The following is a 16,160-nucleotide window of genomic DNA, read 5'->3' on the forward strand; positions in this document are numbered from 1 at the left end:
ACCGTCGATTTCCGGGGGCTGACCTGGTGCGGGCCGACCATTGCGGTCCTCGCGCCTGTTCTCTGCCGGAAGGGTCCCGGCAGTGTGGTGAACGTGGGAGACCAGGCGGGTGAGTATTGCCGAGGGCGCGGAGTTCGCCGGCTATCTGATCGAGCGGAAGCTTGGCTCCGGTGGCATGGGCACCGTGTACCTGGCGCGGCACCCGCGTCTGCCCCGCCACGACGCGATCAAGATCCTCGCCGACGACCACGCCGAGGACGCGGAGTACCGGGCGCGGTTCCTGCGCGAAGCCGAATTCGCCGCCGGGCTGCAGCATCCGAATCTGGTCGCGGTGCGCGATCGCGGCGAAACCGACGGCAAGCTCTGGATCGCCACCCAGTACGTCGCGGGTTCCGACGCCGCCGACCTGATCCGGCGCGCTCCCGGCGGGCTCGACCCGGCGCGCGCGGTGCACATCATCGGTGAAACGGCCCGCGGCCTCGACGAGGTGCATCGTGCGGGACTGCTGCATCGCGACGTGAAACCGGCCAATATCCTCGTCGCCGAAGAGGCGGGCCTGCCCGATCGGGTGCTGATCACCGACTTCGGCATCGCCCGGCACGCCGAGGACACCGCGACGCTGTCGGCCGGTGGCGGCTTCACCGCGACGCTGTCCTATGTCGCGCCCGAGCAACTGGGCGGTGACCACGTCGATCGCCGTGCCGACGTCTACGCCCTCGGCTGCTCGCTGTTCCAATTGCTCACCGGCACAGTCCCGTTCCCCCGGCAGACGCCCGCCGCGGTGATGTATGCCCACCTGCACGAACCGCCGCCGCGGTCGTCCGCGTTGCGCCGCGAGCTTCCGGCGGGCTTCGACGCGTTGATCGCGCGGGCGCTGGCCAAAGACCCGGCGCAGCGGTTCGATTCGTGTGGTGCGCTGGCCGCCGCGGCCCGCGAGGCGATGAACGGGTCGGTACCCGCACCGTCGGCACCGCAGGTGCGCAGCCCTGCGGCACCCGCCTCCGCCGCTGTCCCGAACTCGGTGCATCCGTCCACCCCGTCTCCGCAGTACGTCGCGGGAGTTGCTGCGGCAGTGCCGGATCCACGAGCGCGCTTCATCCACGAAGACCCTTTCACAGCGGTGCTGCTACCACGGCGCACCCCGTTCGCCCGGCTCGTCCGCCGCCGTGGTTTCTGGATCGCGGCAGCGGCGGTGCTCATGATCGGCGTCGTCACCGCCGCGATGCTCGGGACCGGTGGCGGCACCGAGTCGCCGAGCGCGCAGGCCACCACCTCGCCGCCGCCCCTGCCCCCGGCGACCGCGTGGGGCGCCTACAGCTTCATCGCCGACCTGTTTCCCGACCTGCTGCCCGCCTTTCAGCTCGGCGTCGGATACCAGGAGTTGACGGCCTGCTACATGATCAACGACAACGGCGACCATGTTCCGACCGACACACTCGCGCCTTTCGCGCGAATGCGCTGTGAAGGCAACCGCGACCCGGCGGTGTCGGTCACCATCGAATGCAAGACCGACCGCTCGCTGATGTCACCGCCGCCGAGCACGGACACGGTGGAGGGCAGCGAACAGTGGCGGCGTGCGTCCGGGACCGGAAATCTGCACTGGGGCAGGAACACCGATGTGGACGGGAATCTCCTCGGCAACCTGTCGATCTACTTCGATGATCCCGCCCGGTCGTTCTGCCGGATCAGGGTCGTCGGCGGCGCCAACGGCGCCGAACTGCGCGAAAGGTGGTGGGCCGATGCGCCGCTGTGATTCCCGCGCCGCCCGCGGTCTGCTCGGTGCCGTCCTGTTGACCGCCGGGGTGACGGGCTGCCGGGTCTCCGGGACGGCAGAGCCGGTCCGGGTCGACCTCGCCACCTTGGATTATGGGCACTACCAGCATGTTCCGCTGCAGGCGCCGCCGGGAACCGAATACTCGGGCAGGGTGATCGAGTCGCTGCGGATCGGCGAGGTCATGGTCAATCCGGCCGAAGCCGATTCCGCGCTGTCGGTCCCGCCCTCCAGATGGGATGCCGTTCCGCTGCCGACTCCGGCGAAGGTATCGGGTGTGCTGTCCGATCAGGCACGTGCCGTGCTCGCCGAGCACGGCATGCTCGCCGGTTTCGTCGTCGGCGGGACCGACACGGCTCAGGTCCGGCAACTGACCGTGCTGGCCCTGCGTATGCCGACCGCGGATGCGGCGACCGCGGCGGCGGCGGGACTCGACGCCACCGACGCCGCGGTCAACGCCGACAACGTCGCGGTATCGATCCCGAACTATCCTGCGGCCAAAGCTCATTGGCGTCCCACGGTGGCGAGCATGGCGGCCACCATCGCGCACGGCGCGTTCGTGGTCAGCGTGTACGCCGTGCACACCACCCCCGATGCCGCAGCGCTGACCACTCTGATCGGCGCAGCGTTGGATGCGCAATTGCCCGAACTGGACCGCTTCGTACCGACGCCGCCCGAGCGGTTCGCCGACCTGCCGATCGACGGTGAGGGCATGCTGGCCAGGATGGTGCCGGAGAAGGTGGGGCGCTGGTCGGCGCCCGCGGTGGTGCTGGTCGACGCGGACAACATCGCGGGCGGCAAGGGCGTGCTGCACGCCCGGGGCGTGGTGTACGGCCCCAACGCGACCTTTCTGATGAGTTCACGCCAGCACCGGAGCGCCGCGAATGCCCTGGCGTTGATCGGCTTCGACGGACTCAAGCGCTATTCCGATGCCACCGAGGCGCGCCAGGCCTACGAGCGCGGCGACACAGACTGGGCGGACCTGCGACCGCTGCCCGGTCCCGCGGGTATCGAGGACATCCGGTGCGGTGACTTCGGCGCGCCCGGTAGCGAGCCGGAGGTTCGCTATGTGTGCGCACTGCTGCACGGCCGCTATATCGCCACTGTCTTCGCGCCGACCGAGCAGCAGATCCGGCAGAAGTCGGCTGCCCAGTACAGCCTGCTGGAGCTGGCCGAATGACCGCGCAGTTGCGCCCGGGTTCGGTCTTCGCCGGGTATGTGATCGAGCGAGTGCTCGGCAGTGGTGGCATGGGCACCGTCTACGCCGCGCGTCATCCGCGACTCCCGCGCTGGGATGCGCTCAAAGTGCTCGGTGACGCGCACAGCACCTCCGCCGAATTCCGGGCCCGGTTTGTCCGGGAGGCCGAACTGGCGGCCCGGATCGACCATCCGAATGTGGTTGCGGTCCACGATCGCGGGGTGGACCAGGGCGTGCTGTGGATCGCGATGCAGTATGTGGCAGGCACTGATGCCGCTTCCGTACTGCGCAACGGCCTGCCCGATCCGCGGCTGGCATTGCACATCGTCACCTACGCCGCCGCCGGTCTGGACGCGGCCCACCGCGCCGGACTGCTGCATCGCGACGTCAAGCCCGCCAACTTGATGCTGGAATCGCGTGCGGGCGAGCCGGACCGAGTGCTGGTCGCCGATTTCGGCATCGCCAAATCCGGCGCCGACGGCACCGCACTGACCGAGTCCGGCGCTTTCCTGGCCACCCTCGCCTACGCCGCGCCGGAACTGATCCGGCTCGACGCCGTCGATCACCGCGCCGACCAGTACTCGCTGGGCTGCACGCTGTATGAGCTGCTCACCGGCCGCAAGCCGTTCCCCCGGGACACACCCGCCGCCGTCATCAACGCCCACCTGACCGCGCCGCCGCCCCGGCCCACCGAGCTGAATCCGCATCTACCACCCGCCGTCGACGCGGTGATCGCCCGCGCGCTGGCCAAGAACCCCGACGATCGTTACGCCAGCTGCGGCGCCCTCGCCGCGGCCGCGTCCGCGGCATTCGGCACGCCGGTGCCTCCGGCGCGCGCCGGGCAGCCCGGGGCGTTGCTGCCGCGGAATCCACCGATCGGACAACTCGGCGCGTCACCGGGGGTCGGCGTGTCCAGTGGTGCGCCAGGAGTTTCGCGCGACGTGCCGGCAATGCCGGGCGGATCGCCGGGTACACAGGGCGCTTTGCACGGCGCACGCAGCGTGCAGGGGCGTGCACCGGAGACTCCGGGAGGAGTACACACACAGGCTATTTCGCACGGTGCACAGCAGGGGTGGGTTTCCGGCGGCGGCTTGACCGTCGACCGACCGCGCAGGCGGCGGTCGCTGGTGGCCGGCGCGGCCGTCGTGGTCACCGTCGCCGCACTCGCCGTGGGGATCGTCGCGCTGAACCGGGACGACGCGAGGACCCCCGAGATCGCTGCGACATCGGCGGCCCCGACGACGGCCGCCGAATCACCCTGGAAGGCCCACGAATACATCGTGCGCGCGTTTCCCGAGCTGCTCCCGAAGACTCCGTTCACCAGTGGGTATCAGGGCACCCGGTGCGCCGCGATCGACAAGAACTACGACCCCGTACCGCTGGACCAACTCGGTGACATGGGCACCCTCAGCTGCAACGGCGATCGCGCTCCGGTCGAGCGGATGACGGTGGCCTGCAAAGGCAATCGCGCACCGGGCACCGCCGGTAAGTTCGACGATGCCTTCGCGACCAGGGAAGAGTTGTGGGAGCGGCCGTCGGGCCGGGGGCGGATCGTCATCCAGGACATCCCCGGCCGCGTTCCCGGTACCGTCGCCGGCGCGCTGAGCATCCAATTCGACGACACCGCCCGCAACTTCTGCCTGATCGTCGTCCTCGGCGGGACGGACGGCACCGACCTCTACAACCGCTGGTGGGTGAACGCCCCGCTCTGACTCACCACCACGGTGCCGGCCGGTGGCGCTCCCAGTGCAGGACCGATTCGAGCTGCGCCGCAACAGAGATGAGCAGGGGCTCGGTGTTCGCGGTGCCCATCAGTTGCGCGCCGATCGGTAGGCCGGTCTCGGTGAAGCCCGCCGGCACGTTCACACTCGGCCAGCCGAGGACGTTCCACGGCCACGTATACGGGCAGGCGCCGGTGATGAGCGCATTGGTCGAGCTCACGCCGATGCCGTCGATGTCCTCGGCGCGAGGTGCGGGAGTAGCGGTGGTGGGCGCGAGCACCAGGTCGTAGTCGTCGAAGAAGCCGCCGATCCGCTTGTGCAGCAATGGTTCCAGGCGGCGGGCGGCGAACAGTGCCGGACCGTCGAGCAGTCGTCCGATGCGCGCGTTGGCGGTGGTTCGTGGATCGACGACGGCGCCGGGCATCGCACGATGCACTCGGCTGATCCCGGCCATCGAGCGTGGCAGGAACGACGCGCCGACCAGCAGACCGTAGTGCAGATCGGCCACGGTCACCGTGTGTCCCAGTTCGCGCAGGGTGCCCGCCATCGCGTGCACGGCTGCCGCGATCTCGGGATCGAGTGCTGTCCTGGTCGCGGTGAACGGAATGTTCAGGGACACCGCGATTCTCAGCTTGCCCGGGTCGCGCCCGACTGCGGCGCGCGCGTCGATCTGGGTCGGGGTGTGCAGGTCACCGTCGTGCGGGCCGGCGGCCACGTCGAGCAGCAGGGCAGCGTCGGCCACCGTGCGCGCCAGCGGTCCGTTGACGGTGAGCCCGTGGAACGCCTCCGGCAGCGGCCAGGTGGAGATCCGGCCGCGTTGCGGTTTGATGCCGACCAGATTGGTCCACGCCGCTGGGATCCGCACCGAACCCGCGCCGTCGGATCCTAATGCGGCAGGGACCATTCCGGCCGCGACCGCCGCCGCCGAACCGCCCGAGGAGCCACCCGGCGTACGGGTGCGGTCCCATGGATTGCGGGTGTGCCCGAAGGCCGCGCCGCTGGTGAACGGCAGCTGGCCGAGTTCGCACGTGTTGGCCTTGCCGACGATCACCGCACCCGCCGCACGCAACCGGCGCACCGATTCGGCGTCCTCGGTGGCGGTAGGGAACTCGCCGCCGCATCCGAAGGCGGTGGGCTCACCGGCCACATCGGTGTCGTCCTTGACCGCGACCGGCACCCCCAGCAGCGGCAACCGGACACCGGCGGCCAGCCGAGCGTCGGCCTCGGCGGCCTCGCGCAGGGCGGCCGCCCTGCGCACCACCCGGAACGCGTTGAGCGTCGGCTGCGACGCCTCGATGCGGTCGAGTGCGTCGGTGACGGCGGCGACCGAACTGGTCGTGCCGCCGGTCAGGGCCGAGGCGAGTTCGGCGAGGCCGAGGTCGGCCGGTGGCGGCGCGATGCGGTCGGGCGCGGACATGTGAACTCCGTCTCTGCAGGTAGTCGCCTCGACGCTATCCCTCAACTGGTCACTCGTCCACATACCCTAGGTGGATATTCCAGCCTAGACATACATACGGTATGTATGTGACAGTGGTGAGGCCAAGCTTTCGATCAGGGGAGGACCCCATGGGAATCAGCTCAGCACTCGGCCCGGCGCACGACCTCACGCTGTCGTCGGGCCGCATCCGCTATCACGACACCGGAACAGGATCGCCGGTCGTCTTCGTCCACGGCCTGCTCGTCAACGCCGATCTGTGGCGCGGTGTCGTTCCCGGCCTCGTCGCGGCCGGACATCGCTGCCTCACACCCGACTGGCCGCTCGGCTCGCATTCGATTCCGATGCCCGACGCCGACCTCTCACCCGTCGGCCTGGCCGACCTGATCGCGGAGTTCCTCGACGCGCTCGACCTCACCGACGTCACGATCGTCGCCAACGACACCGGCGGCGCGCTCACCCAGATCCTGATGACCCGCCACCCGGAGCGGATCGGCCGCGTCGTCCTCGCCGCCGTCGACTGCTACGAGGTCTTCCCGCCGCAGCCCTTCACGACCCTGGTCCGCCTGACGAAGATCCCCGGCGCAATCGCCGCGTTGCTCGCCCCGTTGCGCTGGCGGCCCGCACAGCGACTGCCGCTCGCCTTCGGCTGGGTGACCAAACACGCACTGCCTCAACCGATCGCGGAGTCCTACCTCGGTCCAGCCCGGCGCGACGCCGCGATCAGAGCGGACCTGCGTCGCTTCGCCGCGGGCGTGGACGCCCGGCACACCATGGCGGCCGCCGAACGGTTCGCCGAGGTCGATCTGCCGGTCCTCGTCGTCTGGTCCACCGAGGACAAGCTGTTCCCGATGTCGCTGGCCCATCGGCTGGTCGCCGACCTGCCGCAGGCGAGCCTGCGTACCGTCGGCGATTCCTACACCTTCCTGCCCGAGGACCAGCCGGAGTTGCTCGCCGAACTGATCGTGGAGTTCACTCGGCTGCATGCAGCGCCGTAGTCAGGAGGACCGCTCCCGCACCACCCGCGCCGCGCTCGAGCGGGCAGGCCGTGACCTGTTCGCCGAGCGCGGCTTCGCCGGTACCTCCGCCGAGCAACTGGTGGCGGCCGCCGGCGTCACCCGCGGTGCCCTGCACCACCATTACGGCGACAAGCGCGGGCTGTTCCTCGCGGTGCTCGAACAGATCGAGACCGAGGCCACGGCAGAGATCGCGAGCGCGATCGACGCGGTCGACCCCGGTGACGTCGTCGCGGGCATGACGGCCGGTCTGGCCTGTTTCCTCGATATCTGCGGCCGCCCGGAGATGGTGCGCATCGTCCTGATGGACGCCCCTACGGTGCTGGGCTGGCCCGACTTTCGGGAGTTCGAGTCCCGGCACGGGCTCGGTCTGATCACCGCCGAACTCCAGCGCGCCGTCGATTCCGGCATCGTCCCCGCTGTCCCGGTCCCGGTGCTCGCGCAGCTGCTGCTCAGCGCGATCACCGAAGCCTCGCTCATCGTCGCGCACGCCGAGGACCCCGACCGCGCTCGCGCCGAAACCCAGCAGTCGCTGCTGTTGCTCATCACCGGTCTGCTCAGGCCGAGCTGACCGCTGGGCGAGGAGTCCGCCGTGTCCGTGGACGCGGTGTCGGGGCGACGTGGAAGACTGGGCGCGTGCGGTTGTATCGGGACGAGGCGGTGGTGGTCCGTCAGCACAAGCTGGGCGAGGCCGATCGCATCGTCACGCTGCTGACCAGGCAACACGGGCTGGTGCGCGCCGTCGCCAAGGGTGTGCGGCGGACCAAGTCGAAGTTCGGTGCCCGGCTCGAGCCGTTCGCCTACATCGACGTGCAGTTGCACCCGGGCCGCACCCTCGACATCGTCACCCAGGTCACCACCGTCGAAGCGTTCGCCGCCGACATCATCGACGACTACGGCCGCTACACCACCGCCTGCGCGATCCTCGAGACCGCCGAGCGTCTCGCCGGTGAGGAACGCGCCCCCGCCCCGAAACTGCACGCGCTCACCGCGAGCGCTTTGCGTGCCATCGCCGCGAAGCAGCGCCCCCACGAGCTGATCCTCGACGCATACCTGTTGCGCGCCATGGGTTTCGCCGGTTGGGCACCCGCGCTCGACGAATGCGCCCGCTGCGCCACCCCCGGCCCGCACCGCGCCTTCCACGTCGCCGCCGGTGGCGCGGTGTGCGTGCACTGCCGCCCACCCGGCGCGAGCACGCCCGCCGCAGGCGTGCTCGACCTGCTCGTCGCGCTGCTGAAGGGGGAGTGGGCCTACATCGCGGAGGTTCCCGACAATGTGCGCCGCCAGGCCAGCGGTCTGGTCGCCGCCCATCTGCAGTGGCATCTCGAACGCCAGCTGCGCACCCTGCCGCTGATCGAGCGCAGTCGTGTCGAACCCGGCGCCGCGACGGCCGGTCGCGCGGGCTGAGAGTCGGAGCGCGTGCGGGGCTCTGTGAGGGATCGGGCATCGACGGGGGAGCCCGTGTTGTCGTGCGGTCCGGCCGCGATGTCGGAGCCCGTGCGGAGTGCAGCGGGGGATCAGGCAGGATGGAGGCCGTGATCCTCCGTCGTGACCCCGCCGCTGGGAGCAGCTCGACCCGCACCGTCCGTCCGCCGTCGCAGCACCCCTCCGGTGCCCGCCCGCCGGCCATTCCGCCGGAGCTGGTGCCCAACCACGTCGCGCTGGTGATGGACGGCAACGGACGCTGGGCTCAAGAGCGTGGTCTGCCGCGCACCGCGGGCCACGAACGCGGCGAGGCCGTGCTCATGGATGCGGTCGAGGGTTCCATCGAGATCGGCGTGAAGTGGCTGTCGGCCTACGCCTTCTCCACCGAGAACTGGCGTCGCAGCCCCGACGAGGTCCGCTTCCTCATGGGCTTCAACCGCGACGTGATCCGCCGCCGCCGCGACGAGATGCACGAGATGGGTGTGCGGGTCCGCTGGGCCGGGCGCCGACCGCGCCTGTGGCGCAGCGTCATCAAGGAACTCGAGGTGGCCGAGGAACTCACCAAGGACAACGACGTGATGACGCTGACCATGTGCGTCAACTACGGCGGTCGCGCCGAAATCGCCGACGCCGCACGCGAAATCGCGCGCCGGGTGGCGGCGGGGGAGATCGACCCCGAGAAGGTCGACGAGTCGACCGTCGCCCGCTACCTCGACGAGCCGGACATGCCCGATGTGGACCTGTTCCTTCGCCCGTCGGGTGAGTTCCGCAGCTCCAACTTCCTCATCTGGCAGGCCGCCTACGCCGAATTCGTTTACCAGGACACGCTTTTCCCCGACTTCGACCGGCGTAACCTGTGGGCCGCGTGCCTGGAATACGCCAAGCGCGACCGCCGTTTCGGTGGAACCAAATGAGCGACGGAGCCGACATGGACGCCACGGTCACCCCCGAACTGGACCTGCAGGCGCGCACCGGCGCCTGCCTGCAGATGCAGGACGTCGACGTGCGCGTGGACGCCGACGGTTCGCTCGGTTTCGAGTACGACGGCGCGCTGTCGTCGATCCGCGCTGTCACCCTGGCGCCCGGCCTCACGGTCCTGTCGATGACGTGTGTGCTGGCCTGGGACCGACCGCTCAAGCCGCAACTGCACAAGCGGGTCGCCGAACGCAATGCCGAGATCCAGTTCGGTTCGGTCACCCTGATCTCGCGCGGCAAGCTGGCCGACATCATCCTGCGCTACACGTTCCCGGCCGAGGGCCTCGACGATCAGGCCCTCACCACCATGCTGCTGCTCACGCTGTCCGGCGCGAGCAAGGCCAGGCAGGGTCTACTCGCGCCGTAGCCGCTAGCTGCTCGGCTTCCAGGTGATCTTGCCGCCCTGGAAGTCCTGGGCCTTGCCGCCCTGGTAGTCGTATTCGTCGCTGGTCGGGTAGCCGTAGCGGCCGTTCTCGCCGCCCGCGCGGATCCAGTCGGCCTGGATGCTGCCCCATACCGCGTGCGCGCCGGTGGTCGAGGACCAGTAGATGGCGCCGGTGGGGAACATGGTGAACTGGCCGTCGGCCTTGCCCGCCTTGGCCACATCGGTGAGCGGGAAGCCGAGCGGGCTGGACTCCCAGCCCAGGGCCGCCCACTTGTCCTTGATCGGGCCGCTGATCTGGTGCGCGCCGGTGCCGACGGACCAGTAGATCGAGCCGCGCTGGAAGTGGTTGAACCGGCCGTTGCCCGCCGGGGTGGACAGTTCGCGGGTGACCGGGTAGCCGAGTGTCCCCGACTCGTTGCCGAGGGCCGCGTACTTGTCTCGGATCTGCCCCGCGACGGTGTTGGCGTTGGTGTCGGGGTGCCAGTAGATCGCCGCGTTGTTGGCGAAGGTCTGGTACTTGCCGCCCGCCGCCGCGTCGGCCTCCGGGCCGGTGGGGTCGCCGAGCGCGGCACCGCCCACCTGGTCGTATTCGGTTTCGATCGCACCACCCACCTCGAATGCGCCGATCGTCCTCGCCTGTGCCGTCCCGGCGGCGGCAGCGGCTGCCACGGTGACGGCGGCCAGGACGGTCAGGCCGCGTGTGCGAAGCGTTCGTCGGTGTAGTGCCACAGGAAACTCCCTGGTCGGATCGATATCGGCGATGTCCGGCGCACGGGACCCCCTCCGGTGCCGCCCCCGAACCTACCCCGAACGCGCCGGTCTCAACAGTGAGGTTCCTGACAACAGCTACGGTCGCGGCCCGGGAAGCATCACGTCGACGCCGCGCGCGAAGTCCTCTGGCGTCACGTCGTCGAGCAGCAGATGCTGGAGGATGAAACCCGGTAGGAGGCCGATCAGTGTCTTGGCGAGGGCGTCGACATCGGTGTCGGCCGGGACCCAGCCGAGCTCGCGCATCCTGGTCGCGTACTCGACCCACAAATCCCGCATCCCCGCGATCGACTCGCGCACCGGGATCGCGGCGGCGTCGGGCTGGACCATCGCCAGCGCCCACACCTGCGGTGCGAGCCGCAACGGTCCGTCCGGACCGCTGCGCGCGACGATCTCGCCGGTGAGCATGCGGACCACCTCGGCCGGGGTCGGCGGTTTCTCTGCCCTGATCTTGTTGGCGAGCAGCTCGCGCAGGGGTCCGAGCGTGCGGGCGACGAGCGCCCAGATGATCTGGTCCTTGCTCGCGAAATACCGGTAGACAGCGCCCGCCGACATCCCCGATTCGGTGAAGACGTCCTGCATGGACGTCTCGTGGAAGCCCTTGCGGGCGAAGCACAGTTGCGCGGCATCGAGGATCTGCTGCCTGCGGCGTTCCAGGTGTTCTTCGCTGACTCGGGGCATGCCTAAAAGTAAAACGAATACTCGTTCTTGACAAGCGAGCGAGGGCGGTGTCATCGTTGAACCAACAAAAAGAACGAACATTCGCTTTTAGGGAGAAATGCCATGACGATCACCCGCCGAGCGGTCGGTCTCGGGCTCGCGGCCACCCTGCTGCAGGCTTTGATGCTGATTGCATTCGCCTGGCCCGCTGTCAATCTCGCCCCCCGCGACCTCCCGATCGCCGTCGCAGGCCCGCAGGCCGCGCAGGTCGGTCAGCAGCTGCAACAGCGCAGCCCCGGCGCTTTCGAGGTCACCACCCTCGCCGGCGCGGACGCCGCCCGCACCGCCCTCGCCGACCGCGAGGTCTACGGCGCGATCGTCACCGGTGGCGGCGCACCCCAGGTGCTCGTCGCCTCCGCCGCGTCACCGGCCGTCGCCCAGCAGCTCACCGCGCTGGCTCAGCAGTTCGGCGGCGCCACTTCCGTCCCGGTCCAAGACGTGATCGCCTCGGACCCCGACGACCCGCGCGGCGCGGGCTTCGGTGCGATGGTGCTCCCGCTGGTCATGTCCGGCATCGCCGCGGGCGTCCTGCTCACCCTGGTGGTCCCCACCCTCGGTGCCCGCCTGGCGGGTCTTGCCACCTTCGGCATCGTCGGCGGCCTCCTCAGCGCCCTGATCTTCCACACCTGGCTCTCGATCGTCCCCGGCTCCTACCCGACCCTCGCCGCCATCGCCGCCCTTGCCTCCTTCGCCGTAGCCGCGACCATCGTCGGCCTCGCCGCCACCATCGGCCGCGCGGGCATCGGCCTCGGCGCCCTCCTCATGCTCCTCATCGGCAACCCCTTCTCCGCCGCCACCTCCGCCCCCGAACTCCTCCCGCAGCCCTGGGGCACCCTCGGCCAGCTCCTCCCACCCGGCGCCGCCGCCACCCTGATGCGCTCGATCGCCTACTTCGACGGCGCGGGAGCCACCTTCCCCCTCGCCATCCTCCTCACCTGGGCCATCGCCGGAATCGCCCTCCTCGGTCTGGGCGCCCTCCGCACCCGCCAGCCCCACCCCACCGAATCCCACCAGCCCGTCCCCGCCTGACCATTCACCAAAGATCCCCCGCGCGAACAACTGTCGCGTGGGGGATCTTTGCGTCATTCGGAAGCCCACCCCCCACACGCTGCGTTCAGCGGACGTCGACGTCGGGTGGATTCGCTTCACATTGTGCAGCGAATAGCGGGCGTAATCGCTGCACGCCGAGTCGATCTCCGGACTCGCAACGAGCGCGCTGCTCGCGAAGCGCTTGAACCTCATACGACCGACTTACGGAGCAGGCCGCTTGTCGTCAACGGTCGCGTAGCACAGGGAGTCATAGGTCTGGTCACTATCGGCTCTCAGCCGGCAGGGACTGGATCAAGTCCAATAGGGCAGGGAAATCATTGTGGCGCAGGCCTATCTGTGGTTCGACGCGGTAGAGCAGCGCCCGTCCGTCGTGGTGAGCAGATACCCATTCCCGGTCGCCGTCGCCGATTTCGTCGTCGATCCAGATGAACGAGCGACCCGACGCGCAAGCGAGCAATGCGCGTGTCTTCCAATGCAATCCGTACCATTCGTCGACGCGATCGTTGTGTGTCTCGGGCCACTCCACAACGGCCAGTGTCGGCAACCCGAGGGCCGGGCTCACCACGCGGTTCGCCTCATGCATCCAAGTTGTTGCCCACACCGGCTCGCACGGCAACGCCGTCAGCAGTGGGCCGAGCGTGGGATCCAGGCGTGCCAGAAGCGGATTGGTGCCGGGCCGGGGTTCGCGGCATGGCGCTGGAACCGACTCGTGTTCAGGTATTTCACCGAAAGGAAGCAGCGGTCCATCGACATCGAGGAAGAGCAGTGGACGAGGCAGCTCGTTCGGCATCTTCGCAGGCTAGTGGATTGTGCGGCGATCTCGGGTGTTACTCCGTAGGCCACGATCTGATGATTTCATCGCGACCTGGTGACCAGTCGAAGATGGCCTCGGTCAACGATTTTCGGGAATTGAGGGTGTCCCGCTCGGGTGTGAGAGGATGCGGGCATGTTCGAAGCATTGGGTAGTTTGTTTGCGTTCGTGCTGGTTTTCGGGGGGATCATTCTTGTGATCGTGAAGGTGTCGTCCGGGTCTCGGCGGCCGCCTGTCCGTGGTGGGGTGCCGCCGTATTACCCGGGGCAGGTTCCGCCGATGGGGCAGCAGTTTCCGCAGCAGGGGGCGTACCCGCAGCAGGGGATGTATCAGCCCCAGCCCGGATATCAGCAGTACCCGGGGAATCCGAATGCTGTGCAGCAGGGTTACCCGCAGCAGCCGGGATATCCGCCGCAGGGGATGCCGCCTCAGCGGTAGAGAATTCAGGGGTTGGGGCCGAATTCCTGGTGGTAGCGCTGGGCTCGGGTGAGCATGCGGTGGATGCCGGCGATCATTCGTGAGGTGGGGAGGGGTTCGGCGATGATCGGGTCGCCGGTTTTGACGTAGTAGCGGCCGTCGGGGTAGTCCATCCACCAGAAGCTGCGGGCGGGGGTGGGGCGCGAGTCGAGGGCGGGGCCCGCGAGGGCGGAGATTTCGCCGACAGCGTGGCGGGGGCGGCTGAAGATCCGGTTGAGCTGTTCCAGGGAACTCAGGCGTCCCGCGCGGTATTCGAAGTGTTCCTCTTCCTCGGCGAGGCGTTCGCGACGCACCTCGACGGGCGGTTTGGTGCCGGGCTTGGTACGGGGAAGCGCCGCGACGGTCAGGGCGGCGACCTGGTCCGCGGTGCAACAGGTGAGAACGACATCGCTGCCGGTGTCCTCGGCGGTCCCCGGTGCCTGGGCGAGGGTGGCGCCGGCCCGGCCCCGAATAGCGCCGTGGAAACGGATGACGTTCGAGACGTCTTGGCCGACATAACCTTTGGACTCGACCCTGGCATCGGGTACGAGCAGCACGTCGATGGCCTGTTCGATCGCCGGATCGTATTTGGCGAGCAGCTTTTCCACGGCTGCTTCTCGGTTGCGTTTCAGTTCGTCGAAATCGGCGATGTCGGTGCGGTACTGGAGTGGGTAGGGGAGGCGGTCGCGGCCGTAACCGGACCAGAGGATCTCGAATTCGATGCCGGTGAACTCAACTCGGTGCACTGTCGTGGTCTCCGCCGATCACTGGGGGCACGGTTTTGATTCCGTCGGTTCCGATCAGCAGGTCGCCGTTGTCCTGGGTGATCAGGTAATCGGGAATGCCTTTGGTCCGGTCCTCGTCCGAGCCGGCGCCCCTGGCACCGGGCGCGCCCATGGCGCCCATCCCGGGTGCTCCGCGACCGCCACCGGCCGCCGCGCCTGCCCGTGAACCGGCGGCGGCAGCTGCGGCAGGGGAGTGGTTGCCGGGGCTCGATTTGCCCGGCGCTGCGGGACTGCCGGCTGCCGAGCCACCGCCACGGCCCGCGCTGCTGCCTCCACCTCGGGCACCGTTGCTCCCGCCGCCGGGCCCGGTCGCTCCGGGAGCGGTCACGCCGGGCCCGGTCGCCGTGGGGGAACCGGCGGACGGGGCCGAAGTGGACGGCGTGCTGGATTGTGGTGTCGCCGTGGAACTCTGCGAGGTGGTCGAGCTCGGGTCGGTGGATTGCGGTGTGGTGGCAGCAGGGTCGGAATTCGGGTTCTCGGTGGTCGTCGGGTCGTCGCCCGCGCCGGTGTCTTCAGGGCTGCTGCCGGCCGAGTCTCCGGGAGTGTCGCCGGTATTCGAATCACCACCGCCCGCGCCGGGACCACCGGGACCGCCGCCGTCGCCCGCGATGACCGGTGCGGTCGGCAGGAAGGGCACCCCAACATCGGCCTGTCCCGCCACCTGGCTGTAGACGGTGCGCAGAATCCTGCGCGCCTCCTGCGTGGCTTCTTCGCGATTGTGATCGTCGACCTTCATCACCCCCTCGGTCGGCAACGTCTTACCGGTGACATTCTCGCGCTCGGTGAGCCCCGGCATCAATGCCTGCGTCTGCTCGATTCCGGTGCGCATCTCGGTGAGCTTCCAGCTGATCGCGGTTGCCGCCTGCGACAGCGGGATCGAACGTTCCGAGTAGTTGTTCACCGCCGCGACCGCCGCCGACGCCGCCGCACCGGTCCATCCGCTGTGCCCGTTGGCGCCGGTGACCGTGCGGGAGAACTCCTGATTGAACTTCAGGAAGGTGCCCATCAGATTCATGCCGATATTCGCCCAGGCAGTCACGGCGTCGTCGACCAGGCGGGGTTTCATCGCGGCGACCGCGGCCTGCATCTGTTCGAGTGACATGCTGTCGTAATTGTCGGGGGTGGTGATATGCGGCGGTTGCAGGTCGCCGTCGAAAATGGTGGCGTAGTTGCCGTCGGCATAGCTGGCGTAGATCTTCGACCGTTCGATGTTCCACTGTTCCTGCGCGGCGATCACTCTGCTCTTGTAATCCTCGTAGGTCACAGGTGTTCTCCCGTCGCGGAGATCTGGTCGCTTGCCGCCTGGTCCTGGGCGACGAAATTCGCGATCGCCTTGGCGACAACCTCTTTCGCGGTCTGGACGACTTCGATGTGCTTCTTGAGTACTTCGTCGAGTGGGCGGTCGCCGCCGGACGCGGTCAACGAAAACTTGCGCTCCAAGGTCTGGCTGGAGTTGAACGAGCCGAAACCGGTGATGTTGCGTACCTGGTCGACCTGGGCATAGATCTCCTCGAGCCGGTCCAGGTGGTAGTCGCACGCCTGGTCGAGGCCCTTGCCGATGTCGGGGTCCAGCGACAGCTGACCGGACTCGGCCTGAACCAGCAGTTGATTCCATTCGTTGGGGTCGATGCTCAGCGGCATTGT

General features: G+C 68.8%; 17 protein-coding genes. 10 read left to right on the plus strand and 7 right to left on the minus strand.

The features are described 5' to 3' along the window. The first annotated feature begins 109 nt into the window (after positions 1 to 109). From LDL21_RS18215 to LDL21_RS18225, 3 genes are read left to right on the plus strand one after another with little or no spacing between them, the layout of a single operon-like run. Positions 110 to 1,753, plus strand: coding sequence for a serine/threonine-protein kinase (locus tag LDL21_RS18215; RefSeq protein WP_225281062.1), 1,644 nt, complete (start codon positions 110 to 112; stop codon positions 1,751 to 1,753). Continuing rightward, a complete protein-coding gene (locus tag LDL21_RS18220) occupies positions 1,740 to 2,951 on the plus strand; it encodes a DUF7373 family lipoprotein (protein WP_225281063.1) in 1,212 nt (403 codons plus the stop codon). The genes LDL21_RS18215 and LDL21_RS18220 overlap by 14 nt, the downstream gene beginning before the upstream one ends. Then, on the plus strand, positions 2,948 to 4,681 hold the full coding sequence (locus tag LDL21_RS18225; RefSeq protein ID WP_225281064.1) for a serine/threonine-protein kinase: 1,734 nt from the start codon (positions 2,948 to 2,950) through the stop codon (positions 4,679 to 4,681). Before LDL21_RS18220 ends, LDL21_RS18225 begins: the two co-directional genes overlap by 4 nt. 1 nt (position 4,682) lies before the next feature. On the opposite strand, the gene LDL21_RS18230 is transcribed toward LDL21_RS18225, so the two are convergent. Further along, positions 4,683 to 6,107 carry an amidase gene (locus LDL21_RS18230; RefSeq protein WP_225281065.1) on the minus strand — a complete coding sequence of 475 codons (1,425 nt, stop codon included), beginning with the start codon at positions 6,105 to 6,107 and terminating at the stop codon, positions 4,683 to 4,685. A 149-nt stretch (positions 6,108 to 6,256) separates the two neighbouring features. Between LDL21_RS18230 and LDL21_RS18235 the strand changes: the two genes are divergently transcribed. From LDL21_RS18235 to LDL21_RS18255, 5 genes are all read left to right on the plus strand, one after another. Beyond that, positions 6,257 to 7,123 carry an alpha/beta fold hydrolase gene (locus LDL21_RS18235; protein ID WP_225281066.1) on the plus strand — a complete coding sequence of 289 codons (867 nt, stop codon included), beginning with the start codon at positions 6,257 to 6,259 and terminating at the stop codon, positions 7,121 to 7,123. Then, on the plus strand, positions 7,110 to 7,712 hold the full coding sequence (locus tag LDL21_RS18240) for a TetR/AcrR family transcriptional regulator (protein WP_225281067.1): 603 nt from the start codon (positions 7,110 to 7,112) through the stop codon (positions 7,710 to 7,712). The genes LDL21_RS18235 and LDL21_RS18240 overlap by 14 nt, the downstream gene beginning before the upstream one ends. A gap of 65 nt (positions 7,713 to 7,777) precedes the next feature. Beyond that, entirely contained in the window at positions 7,778 to 8,548 is a 771-nt protein-coding gene (gene recO / locus LDL21_RS18245) for a DNA repair protein RecO (RefSeq protein WP_067486735.1), read from the plus strand. Between the two features lie 119 nt (positions 8,549 to 8,667). Further along, positions 8,668 to 9,480 (plus strand): isoprenyl transferase, encoded by an 813-nt coding sequence (locus tag LDL21_RS18250; RefSeq protein WP_067486738.1) that lies wholly within the window; start codon positions 8,668 to 8,670, stop codon positions 9,478 to 9,480. A gap of 74 nt (positions 9,481 to 9,554) precedes the next feature. Continuing rightward, positions 9,555 to 9,908 carry a hypothetical protein gene (locus LDL21_RS18255; protein WP_225281193.1) on the plus strand — a complete coding sequence of 118 codons (354 nt, stop codon included), beginning with the start codon at positions 9,555 to 9,557 and terminating at the stop codon, positions 9,906 to 9,908. A 3-nt stretch (positions 9,909 to 9,911) separates the two neighbouring features. Here LDL21_RS18255 and LDL21_RS18260 read toward each other — a convergent pair whose 3' ends face one another. Together LDL21_RS18260 and LDL21_RS18265 are read right to left on the minus strand one after the other, a co-directional pair. Next, the gene (locus LDL21_RS18260) at positions 9,912 to 10,655 is read right to left on the minus strand and encodes an LGFP repeat-containing protein (protein ID WP_225281068.1); all 744 of its coding nucleotides are present in this window, start codon (positions 10,653 to 10,655) and stop codon (positions 9,912 to 9,914) included. Between the two features lie 117 nt (positions 10,656 to 10,772). Further along, entirely contained in the window at positions 10,773 to 11,375 is a 603-nt protein-coding gene (locus LDL21_RS18265; protein WP_181698393.1) for a TetR/AcrR family transcriptional regulator, read from the minus strand. A 102-nt stretch (positions 11,376 to 11,477) separates the two neighbouring features. Here LDL21_RS18265 and LDL21_RS18270 point away from each other — a divergent pair, with 102 nt between their 5' ends. Next, a complete protein-coding gene (locus LDL21_RS18270; protein WP_225281069.1) occupies positions 11,478 to 12,443 on the plus strand; it encodes a hypothetical protein in 966 nt (321 codons plus the stop codon). Positions 12,444 to 12,726: 283 nt separating this feature from the next. Here the strand turns inward: LDL21_RS18270 and LDL21_RS18275 are convergent, their stop codons facing one another. Continuing rightward, the gene (locus LDL21_RS18275) at positions 12,727 to 13,254 is read right to left on the minus strand and encodes an HAD domain-containing protein (protein WP_225281070.1); all 528 of its coding nucleotides are present in this window, start codon (positions 13,252 to 13,254) and stop codon (positions 12,727 to 12,729) included. A 156-nt stretch (positions 13,255 to 13,410) separates the two neighbouring features. Between LDL21_RS18275 and LDL21_RS18280 the strand changes: the two genes are divergently transcribed. Further along, entirely contained in the window at positions 13,411 to 13,713 is a 303-nt protein-coding gene (locus LDL21_RS18280) for a hypothetical protein (RefSeq protein WP_225281071.1), read from the plus strand. Positions 13,714 to 13,718: 5 nt separating this feature from the next. Here the strand turns inward: LDL21_RS18280 and LDL21_RS18285 are convergent, their stop codons facing one another. From LDL21_RS18285 to LDL21_RS18295, 3 genes are read right to left on the minus strand one after another with little or no spacing between them, the layout of a single operon-like run. After that, entirely contained in the window at positions 13,719 to 14,477 is a 759-nt protein-coding gene (locus LDL21_RS18285) for an ESX secretion-associated protein EspG (protein ID WP_225281072.1), read from the minus strand. Beyond that, positions 14,464 to 15,780 (minus strand): hypothetical protein, encoded by a 1,317-nt coding sequence (locus LDL21_RS18290; RefSeq protein ID WP_225281073.1) that lies wholly within the window; start codon positions 15,778 to 15,780, stop codon positions 14,464 to 14,466. Before LDL21_RS18290 ends, LDL21_RS18285 begins: the two co-directional genes overlap by 14 nt. Further along, positions 15,777 to 16,157 carry a hypothetical protein gene (locus tag LDL21_RS18295; protein ID WP_225281074.1) on the minus strand — a complete coding sequence of 127 codons (381 nt, stop codon included), beginning with the start codon at positions 16,155 to 16,157 and terminating at the stop codon, positions 15,777 to 15,779. Before LDL21_RS18295 ends, LDL21_RS18290 begins: the two co-directional genes overlap by 4 nt. Positions 16,158 to 16,160: the final 3 nt, after the last annotated feature.

Origin of the sequence: Nocardia rosealba (assembly GCF_020216065.1) — a bacterium.
In the GTDB taxonomy this organism is placed as follows: domain Bacteria; phylum Actinomycetota; class Actinomycetes; order Mycobacteriales; family Mycobacteriaceae; genus Nocardia; species Nocardia rosealba.

Coding starts and splice junctions, on each gene's coding strand:
- LDL21_RS18220 (WP_225281063.1), top strand. CDS start 1,740: ATGCGCCGCTGTGATTCCCGCGCCGCCCGCGGTCTGCTCGGTGCCGTC.
- LDL21_RS18225 (WP_225281064.1), top strand. CDS start 2,948: ATGACCGCGCAGTTGCGCCCGGGTTCGGTCTTCGCCGGGTATGTGATC.
- LDL21_RS18230 (WP_225281065.1), bottom strand. CDS start 6,107: ATGTCCGCGCCCGACCGCATCGCGCCGCCACCGGCCGACCTCGGCCTC.
- LDL21_RS18235 (WP_225281066.1), top strand. CDS start 6,257: ATGGGAATCAGCTCAGCACTCGGCCCGGCGCACGACCTCACGCTGTCG.
- LDL21_RS18240 (WP_225281067.1), top strand. CDS start 7,110: ATGCAGCGCCGTAGTCAGGAGGACCGCTCCCGCACCACCCGCGCCGCG.
- LDL21_RS18250 (WP_067486738.1), top strand. CDS start 8,668: ATGGAGGCCGTGATCCTCCGTCGTGACCCCGCCGCTGGGAGCAGCTCG.
- LDL21_RS18255 (WP_225281193.1), top strand. CDS start 9,555: ATGCAGGACGTCGACGTGCGCGTGGACGCCGACGGTTCGCTCGGTTTC.
- LDL21_RS18265 (WP_181698393.1), bottom strand. CDS start 11,375: ATGCCCCGAGTCAGCGAAGAACACCTGGAACGCCGCAGGCAGCAGATC.
- LDL21_RS18270 (WP_225281069.1), top strand. CDS start 11,478: ATGACGATCACCCGCCGAGCGGTCGGTCTCGGGCTCGCGGCCACCCTG.
- LDL21_RS18275 (WP_225281070.1), bottom strand. CDS start 13,254: ATGCCGAACGAGCTGCCTCGTCCACTGCTCTTCCTCGATGTCGATGGA.
- LDL21_RS18280 (WP_225281071.1), top strand. CDS start 13,411: ATGTTCGAAGCATTGGGTAGTTTGTTTGCGTTCGTGCTGGTTTTCGGG.
- LDL21_RS18295 (WP_225281074.1), bottom strand. CDS start 16,157: ATGCCGCTGAGCATCGACCCCAACGAATGGAATCAACTGCTGGTTCAG.